Source organism: Streptomyces anatolicus (assembly GCF_019400875.1).
Lineage (GTDB): Bacteria > Actinomycetota > Actinomycetes > Streptomycetales > Streptomycetaceae > Streptomyces > Streptomyces anatolicus.
The window spans coordinates 1-7,775 of record NZ_WMBF01000302.1; the positions used below are offsets into that span (position 1 = coordinate 1).

At 71.4% G+C, this 7,775-nt stretch carries 7 protein-coding genes and 1 pseudogene; all 8 read right to left on the bottom strand.

The window, feature by feature from the left end; translation table 11 throughout:
• Positions 1-4 precede the first annotated feature (4 nt).
• Positions 5-400, bottom strand: coding sequence for a YccF domain-containing protein (locus tag GKQ77_RS22880; protein WP_219690810.1), 396 nt, complete (start codon positions 398-400; stop codon positions 5-7).
• Entirely contained in the window at positions 397-1,260 is an 864-nt protein-coding gene (gene htpX / locus GKQ77_RS22885; protein ID WP_219690811.1) for a zinc metalloprotease HtpX, read from the bottom strand. Before htpX ends, GKQ77_RS22880 begins: the two co-directional genes overlap by 4 nt.
• Before the next feature lie 180 nt (positions 1,261-1,440).
• Positions 1,441-2,991 (bottom strand): NADH-quinone oxidoreductase subunit N, encoded by a 1,551-nt coding sequence (locus GKQ77_RS22890; protein WP_308117756.1) that lies wholly within the window; start codon positions 2,989-2,991, stop codon positions 1,441-1,443.
• On the bottom strand, positions 2,988-4,598 hold the full coding sequence (locus tag GKQ77_RS22895) for an NADH-quinone oxidoreductase subunit M (RefSeq protein ID WP_219690812.1): 1,611 nt from the start codon (positions 4,596-4,598) through the stop codon (positions 2,988-2,990). Before GKQ77_RS22895 ends, GKQ77_RS22890 begins: the two co-directional genes overlap by 4 nt.
• A 6-nt stretch (positions 4,599-4,604) precedes the next feature.
• Positions 4,605-6,599, bottom strand: a complete 1,995-nt coding sequence (locus GKQ77_RS22900; RefSeq protein ID WP_219690813.1) for an NADH-quinone oxidoreductase subunit 5 family protein — start codon at positions 6,597-6,599, stop codon at positions 4,605-4,607.
• On the bottom strand, positions 6,596-7,021 hold the full coding sequence (gene nuoK / locus GKQ77_RS22905) for an NADH-quinone oxidoreductase subunit NuoK (RefSeq protein WP_219690814.1): 426 nt from the start codon (positions 7,019-7,021) through the stop codon (positions 6,596-6,598). Before nuoK ends, GKQ77_RS22900 begins: the two co-directional genes overlap by 4 nt.
• The gene (locus GKQ77_RS22910; protein ID WP_219690815.1) at positions 7,021-7,626 is read right to left on the bottom strand and encodes an NADH-quinone oxidoreductase subunit J family protein; all 606 of its coding nucleotides are present in this window, start codon (positions 7,624-7,626) and stop codon (positions 7,021-7,023) included. The genes nuoK and GKQ77_RS22910 overlap by 1 nt, the downstream gene beginning before the upstream one ends.
• Positions 7,623-7,775 (bottom strand): annotated as a pseudogene (locus GKQ77_RS34175) (NADH-quinone oxidoreductase subunit I); the annotation flags it as partial. The gene GKQ77_RS22910 and the pseudogene GKQ77_RS34175, both read right to left, overlap by 4 nt.

The window sequence follows — 7,775 nt, forward strand, 5'->3', positions numbered from 1 at the left end:
CTTCTTACCGGCGCGCGGCGAACGGCTGGTCCGTACGGACGATTTCGCGGCCGAGCGGCAGCAGCGAGACCGGGATCAGCTTGAAGTTGGCGACGCCCAGGGGGATGCCGATGATCGTGACGCACAGCAGGAAGCCCGTGACGATGTGGCCGATCGCGAGCCACCAGCCCGCGAGGACCAGCCACAGGACGTTGCCCACGAACGAGGGCGCGCCCGAGTCGCGGCGGTCCACCGTGGTGTAGCCGAAGGGCCACAGGGCATAGCGGCCGATGCGGAAGCTGGCCAGGCCGAACGGGATGCCGATGATCGTGACGCAGAGCAGCACGCCCGCCAGCAGGTAGGCCAGGAACATCCAGAAGCCGCAGAGGACGAGCCATATGACGTTGAGGATTGTCTTCACTGGTGACGACCTGCCATCTGCTCGAGTCGGGCGATGCGCTCCGCCATCGGCGGGTGCGTGGAGAACATCTTGGACATGCCCTGCCCCGGGCGGAAGGGGTTGGCGATCATCATGTGGCTCGCCGTCTCGAGGCGGGGCTCGGGCGGTAGCGGCAACTGCTTCGTGCCGGCGTCCAGTTTGCGCAGGGCGCTCGCCAGCGCGAGCGGGTCGCCGGTCAGTTGCGCGCCGGACGCGTCGGCGTCGTACTCCCTGGAACGGCTGATGGCCAGCTGGATGATCGAGGCCGCCAGCGGGCCGAGCAGCATGATCAGGAGCATTCCGAAGATGCCGGGGCCCTCGTTGTCGTTCGAGCGGCCTACGGGGATCAGCCAGGCGAAGTTGACCAGGAACATGATCACGGAGGCCAGGGCGCCCGCGACCGAGGAGATCAGGATGTCGCGGTTGTAGACGTGGCTCAGCTCGTGGCCGATGACGCCGCGCAGCTCGCGCTCGTCGAGGAGGCGCAGGATGCCGTCGGTGCAGCACACCGCCGCGTTCCGCGGATTGCGGCCGGTCGCGAAGGCGTTCGGGGCCTCGGTGGGCGAGATGTACAGGCGGGGCATGGGCTGGCGGGCCTGGGTGGAGAGCTCGCGGACCATGCGGTAGAGCGCGGGGGCCTCGAATTCGCTCACCGGGCGGGCGCGCATGGCCCGCAGGGCGAGCTTGTCGCTGTTCCAGTACGCGTACGCGTTGGTGCCGACGGCCACCAAGAGCGCGACGAGCAGGCCCGTACGCCCGAAGAAACCGCCGATCACGAGGATGAGCGCGGACAGTCCCCCGAGGAGTACGGCGGTCTTCAACCCGTTGTGCCGGCGGTGCACGGTACGCCCTCCTGGTGGTGCGTGGGGGAACCCTCTGCTGACTGGTGCTTCCACTGTTCAGTGGACCCTCCCGTACTGGTCAACGCCAGGCGGGGAGCACTAGTTCCCTTGTGCGCTCAGGAGCGGTGTACGCCACGCGGGTGAGGCCCCGCGTGGCGCCCCGAAGGGCCTCGGGGCCGGTCAGAAGAGACCGGTGTCCGAGAACCTCAGGACGAGCTGGGGCGCTCCGGAGAGCGCGATACCGAGGACCGCGGTCAGCGCGATGGCCGCGGTGAGGGGCGCCGGTACGCGGTGCCTGACCGGCTCGCCCTCGGGGGCGCGGAAGAGGAGCGCCGTCCACTGGAGGTAGTAGTAGAGCGCGATCACGACGTTCACGGCCATCACCACGGCGAGCCAGCCGAGGCCCGCGTCGACGGCGGCCGAGAAGACCGTGACCTTGGCGAAGAGGCCGATGATGCCGGGCGGCAGCCCCGCGAGGCAGAGCAGGAAGAAGGCCAGGACGAGGGCGGCCAGGGGGCTGCGCGCGTACAGGCCCCGGTAGTCGCTGACGCGGTTCAGGCGCTGGGTGCGGCCCACGAGCGCGGCCACCGCGAAGGCGCCGAGGTTCACGGCCGCGTACATCAGGGCGTACGCGACGGTGGAGCCGATGGCCTTCTCCGCGCCCGCCTCGTTGTCGGCGTATCCGGCGGCGGCGATCGGCACCAGGAGGTAGCCGGCCTGGCCGACCGAGGACCAGGCGAGGAGGCGGACCGCGCTGTACGCGCGCGTGGAGCGCTGGCGCAGGGCCGCGACATTGCCCGCGGTCATGGTGAGTGCGGCGAGGACGGCGAGTACCGGGCCCCAGACATCGGCGTACGAGGGGAAGGCGACGACGGTGACGAGGATGAGCCCGGTGAAGCCGACGGCCTTTCCGACGACCGAGAGGTACGCGGCGACGGGCAGGGGCGCGCCTACGTAGGTGTCCGGTACCCAGAAGTGGAACGGCACGGCGGCCACCTTGAAGGCGAAGCCGACGAGGGTGAGGGCGACGCCGGCCTGGGCGAGGGTGTGCAGCTGCCCGTCGGTGACCTGGTCGCTCTGGAGCTTGGTGGCGATCTCGGTGAGGTGCAGGGTGCCGGTCGCCGCGTAGACGAAGCTGACGCCCATGAGGCTCACGGCGGTCGCGGTGACCGAGGAGAGGAAGAACTTCAGGGCCGCTTCGGAGGAGCGCTTGTCGCCGTGCCTGAGGCCGACGAGGGCGAAGGCGGGCAGGGAGGCGACCTCCAGGGCGACGATGAGTGTCGCGAGGTCGCGCGAGGCGGGCAGCAGGGCGGCGCCCGCCGCGGAGGAGAGCAGCAGGAACCAGAACTCTCCCGCGGGGAGTTCCCGCTTGGTGCCCTCCTCGTCCTTCAGAGTGCTCATGGAGAGCAGGGCGGCCAGCAGGGCGCCGCCGAGGACGAGGAGCTGGATGACGAGGGTGAAGCGGTCGGCGGTGTAGCTGCACGCGTGCGTGCCGCCTCCGGTCAGGCAGAAGGTCGAGCGGTCGTCGTCCAGGAGGGGCAGCAGGGAGAGCGCGGCGGCGGCCAGGCCCGCCACGGAGAGCCAGCCGAGGAGCGCCTTCTTGCCGTCGGCCACGAAGAGGTCGGCGACGAGCACCACGAGGCCGACGACCGCGGCGATGGTCGGCGGCGCGATCGCGAGCCAGTCGACGGACTGGACAAGGCTGGCGGCGCTTTCGGCGGCCACGGTCACGACTTGCCTCCAGTGAGGAGCTTCTGCACGGCCGGGTCGGTCAGGCCGAGGAGAGCCGCGGGCCAGAGTCCGGCGAGGACGGTGAGGGCGACGAGCGGGGTCCAGGCGGCGAGTTCGTAGCCACGGACGTCGACGAGTGCCTTGGGCGCGTCGGCGAGCGCCCTGGGCGCGGGCTCGGCGTCGGGACGCGGCATCGGGCCCATGCAGACACGGCGTACGACGATGAGCATGTACGCGGCGGTGAGCAGGGTGCCGAACGCGGCGATCGCCATGAAGGTGAGGAAGGCGGGGCGGCTCAGGTCGTCGGCGGGGTCGAACGCGCCGAACAGCGCGAGCATCTCGCCCCAGAACCCGGCGAGGCCCGGCAGGCCGAGCGAGGCGACGGCGCCGAAGGCGAGCAGGCCGCCGAGGCGAGGCGCCTTGCCGTAGAGCGCGGCACCGGACTCCTGTGCGAGGGCGTCGAGGTCGGTGGTGCCGGTGCGGTCCTTGAGGGCGCCGACGAGGAAGAAGAGCAGGCCGGTGATGAGGCCGTGCGCGATGTTGGCGAACAGCGCGCCGTTCACGCCGGTCGGGCTCATCGTCGCGATGCCGAGCAGCACGAAGCCCATGTGGCCGACGGACGAGTACGCGATGAGGCGCTTGAGGTCGCCCTTCGCACCGCGCCTGGCGAGCGCGAGGCAGGCCAGCGATCCGTAGATGATCCCGACGACCGCGAGGGCCGCGAGGTAGGGCGCGAACTCCCGCATCCCGTCCGGCGTAATAGGGAGCAGAATGCGTACGAACCCGTACGTACCCATCTTCAGCAGTACGCCGGCCAGCAGGACCGAGCCGACGGTCGGCGCGGCGGTGTGGGCGTCCGGCAGCCAGCTGTGCAGCGGCCACATCGGCGTCTTGACCGCGAGCCCGATCCCGATCGCCAGAACGGCGATGACCTGCACGGATGTGGTCAGGCCCGGGCCGTTGTCAGTGGCGAGTGCCACCATGTCGAACGTGCCGGACTTGAGCCCGATCAGGAGGAGGCCGAGCAGCATCACGACGGAGCCGAGCAGCGTGTAGAGGATGAACTTCCAGGCCGCCTGGGTGCGTTGTGCACCGCCCCAGCGGGCGATGAGGAAGTACATCGGGATGAGCACCATCTCGAACGCCAGGAAGAACAGCAGCAGATCGAGGACGGCGAAGGTCGCGAGGGTGCCGGACTCGAGGACGAGGATCAGTGCGACAAATGCCTTGGGAGACGGGCCCGTCGGCATTTTGAAGTAGCTGTAGAGCGCGCAGAGGAAGGTCAGCAGCGCGGTCAGGACCAGAAGGGGGAGCGAGATGCCGTCGATGCCGAGGTGGATGCGCACGTCGAGTGCGGGGATCCAGCTGATGTCGGTCGTGGCCTGCATCTTCGACGGGTGGTCGTGGTCGAAGCCGAGCGTGAGGACGAGCGCGGCGAGCAGGACGGCGCCGGTCACGATCACGCCGTGGCGGAGCACGGCCTGGTCGGGCGAGTTCCCCTTCAGCCCGGGCGGGGCCGGGAGGAGAGCGGCCACGGCGCCGATGAGCGGGCCGACGACGATCAACGCCAGAAGAAACTGCATCACGGACTCACTGATACCGATCACGGCTGCTCACGCTCCGGCGGTGGCGACGAGGACGGCGGCGACGGCCAGGACGACCGTGCCTGCGAGCAGCGCGCTCAGATAGGTCTGTACGTTGCCGGTCTGCGCGCGCCGGACGGCGGCGCCGAGCCAGCGGGGTGCGGTGCCCGCGCCGCGCACGTACGTCTCGATGACCTCGCGGTCGAGGAAGCGGACGAGGCGCGCGGCGGCCTGGACCGGGCGGACGAACAGGGCCGCGTAGACGGCGTCGAGGCGGAAGCCGGCGGCCGCGTGGCGGTGCAGGGGGCCGAGCAGCAGACGGCCGGGGTCGGCCGGGTCGTGAGCCGACGCCACGTCTCCGTACGCGGGGGCGTGCGAGGCGATCGCCTCCGCCTCGACCTGTCCCCCGTCACCGTCCGGACTCACCGCGACGGCGCCCATCGGGACGCGGGCGGCGAGCGCGGTGGTGTGGCGCCACGCGCCGTAGGTGACGAGGACGCCGGCGAGGGCGAGGCCCGTGCCGAGGACGGAGGTGGTGAGCGTCGGCGAGAGCGAGCGGCCGTCGAACCAGTCCGGCAGGACACCGACGGCGGTACCGAAGGCGAGGGAGGGCACGGCAAGCACCCACAGCACGGCCGTCATGGCGAGGGGCTGCTTCCCGTGGTCGGGGGCGTCGGCACCCCTGCCGTGGAAGGCGAGCAGCCACAGGCGCGTCGCGTAGGCGGCGGTGAGGAGGGCGGTGAGCAGACCGGCGACGAGGACGATCCAGCCCGCGGCGGTGGGCACGGAGGCGGCGTGGCCCGTGGCGGTGTGCTCGGCGGCGCCGAGCACGGCCTCCTTGGAGAAGAAGCCGCTGAACGGCGGGATCGCGGCGAGCGCGAGGAGCGCCACGGTCATCGTCCAGTAGGCGTCGGGGATGCGGTCGCGCAGGCCCTTCATACGGGACATGGCGGCCAGTGAGTTGGTGCCGGCGGCGTGGATGATCACGCCCGCGGTGAGGAACAGCAGCGCCTTGAAGGCGCCGTGGGACAGGAGGTGGAAGACGGCGGCGCCGCGGTCGCCGACGGCGAGGGCGCCGGTCATGTAGCCGAGCTGGCCGATCGTCGAGTACGCGAGTACGCGCTTGATGTCGTCCTGGGCGAGCGCGGCGAGGGCCGAACCGGCCATGGTGACGGCGGCCATGACGGCGAGGACGACGAGGGCTGCCCCGGAGGCGGCGAAGACGGGGAGGAGGCGGGCGACGAAGTAGACGCCGGCGGCGACCATCGTCGCGGCGTGGATCAGCGCGGAGACGGGCGTGGGGCCCGCCATCGCGTCGGGCAGCCAGGTGTGCAGCGGGAACTGCGCGGACTTGCCCGCCACGCCCGCGAGGAGCAGCAGGGCGATGAGCGTGGGGTGGTCGAGGCGGCCGTCCGCGACCGTCGCGAGGATCGTCGTGACGCGGAACGAGCCCGCGTCCGCGGCGAGGGCGAACAGGCCGATGAGGAAGGGGACATCGCCGAGCTTGGTGACGAGGAAGGCCTTCAGGGAGGCGGCGCGCGCCTCGGGCGTCTCCCAGTAGTGGCCGACGAGGAAGTACGAGCAGATGCCCATGATCTCCCAGCCGACCAGGAGCACCATCAGGTCGCCGGAGTAGACGACGAGCAGCATCGCGGAGGTGAAGAGGGAGACGAGAGCGGCGTAGGAGGGGTAGCGCGGGTCGTCGCGCAGGTAGCCCGTCGAGTAGATCTGCACGCAGGAGGCGACGACGCCGACCAGGACGGCGACGAGGGCGGCGAAGCCGTCGATGTGCAGGGCGAGTTCGATGGGGACCGAGCCGGTCGGGGTCAGCTCGGTGGCGGCGTCGACCGGCCGGTCACCGCCCTGGCGGGCGGCGACGAGCACGGCGAGGACCAGGGCCGTCAGCGTGGGCAGGACCGCGAGGGGGCGTACGAGTCCGGGGCTCCGGCGGCCGAGGAGCAGGCCCGCGGCCGCGCCCAGGAACGGCAGAAGGGGGACGAGGACGGCGAGGGTGGTCGTGGTCACGCGGTGGCCTCGGCCTTCTGCGACTGCGGTGACTGCTGTGACTGCTGGGGTTCCTGCGAGTCGTCCGGCTCCTGGGGCTCCCGTGCGTCCTGGGAGTCGTCCGGCGTGGAGGGCTCGGCGGTGTCGCGGAGGGCGTCGACGGCGGAGGTGCCGCGGTTGCGGTAGACCGCGAGGACGATCGCGAGGCCGATGCCGATCTCGGCGGCGGCGATGGCGATGACGAAGAGGGTCAGGGCCTGGCCGGCGTGGAGGGAGTCGCGGAGCCAGACGTCGAAGGCGACGAGGTTGAGGTTGACGGCGTTGAGCATCAGCTCGACGGACATCAGGACCAGGATCGCGTTGCGCCGGGCGAGTACGCCGTAGAGGCCGACGCAGAAGAGGAGGGCGGCGAGGACGGCGGGATAGGCGAGGTGGAGGTGCATCAGCGGTCTCCCTCCGGGGCGGGCGTGCCCTTGGCCGTCTTGCGGGACAGGACGATCGCGCCGACGAGGGCGGCGAGGAGGAGGACCGAGAGCGCCTCGAAGGGGAGCACCCAGTGCCGGAAGAGGACCGAGCCGGTGACGTCGGTGGAGCCCTGGGCGGCCCCGTCCAGGTCGATCACCGTGGTGCGGAAGGCGTCCACGACGACCCAGACCAGGGCGGCGGCAGCGGCGGCGGCCACCGCGAGCGCGACCGGGCGGTTGCCCGAATCGGCGTCCGGGGAGCGGCCGATGGGCGCCCTGGTGAGCATCAGGCCGAAGAGGAGGAGGACGACGACGGAACCGACGTAGATGAGGACCTGCACCCAGGCGATGAACTCGGCGGTCAGCAGGAGGTACTCGACGGCGAGGCCGCCGAGCGCCACGACCAGCCACAGGGCGGCGTGCACCAGCTGCCTGGTCGTGACGGTGATGACGGCCGCGCCGAGCGTGACGAGGCCGACGAGGAGGAAGGCGATCTCGACGCCGGTCGGGGAGAGGAATCCGTGGGTCTCGGCGGTCTCGGCGGTCTTGGCCGCGGATGCCGCGGTGGCTGCTGCGAAGGTCACGACTCCCCTTCCTTCGTCCCGGGCGTCGCGGGCGTCTCAGGCGTGGCGGGCGTCGCAGGCCGGGTGGCCTCGGCGGCGGCCAGTTTCTCGGCGGCCTTGCGGGCGGCGGCGAGTTCCTTCGGCTCCTCGGCGCCGGGGTCGAGGGCGGG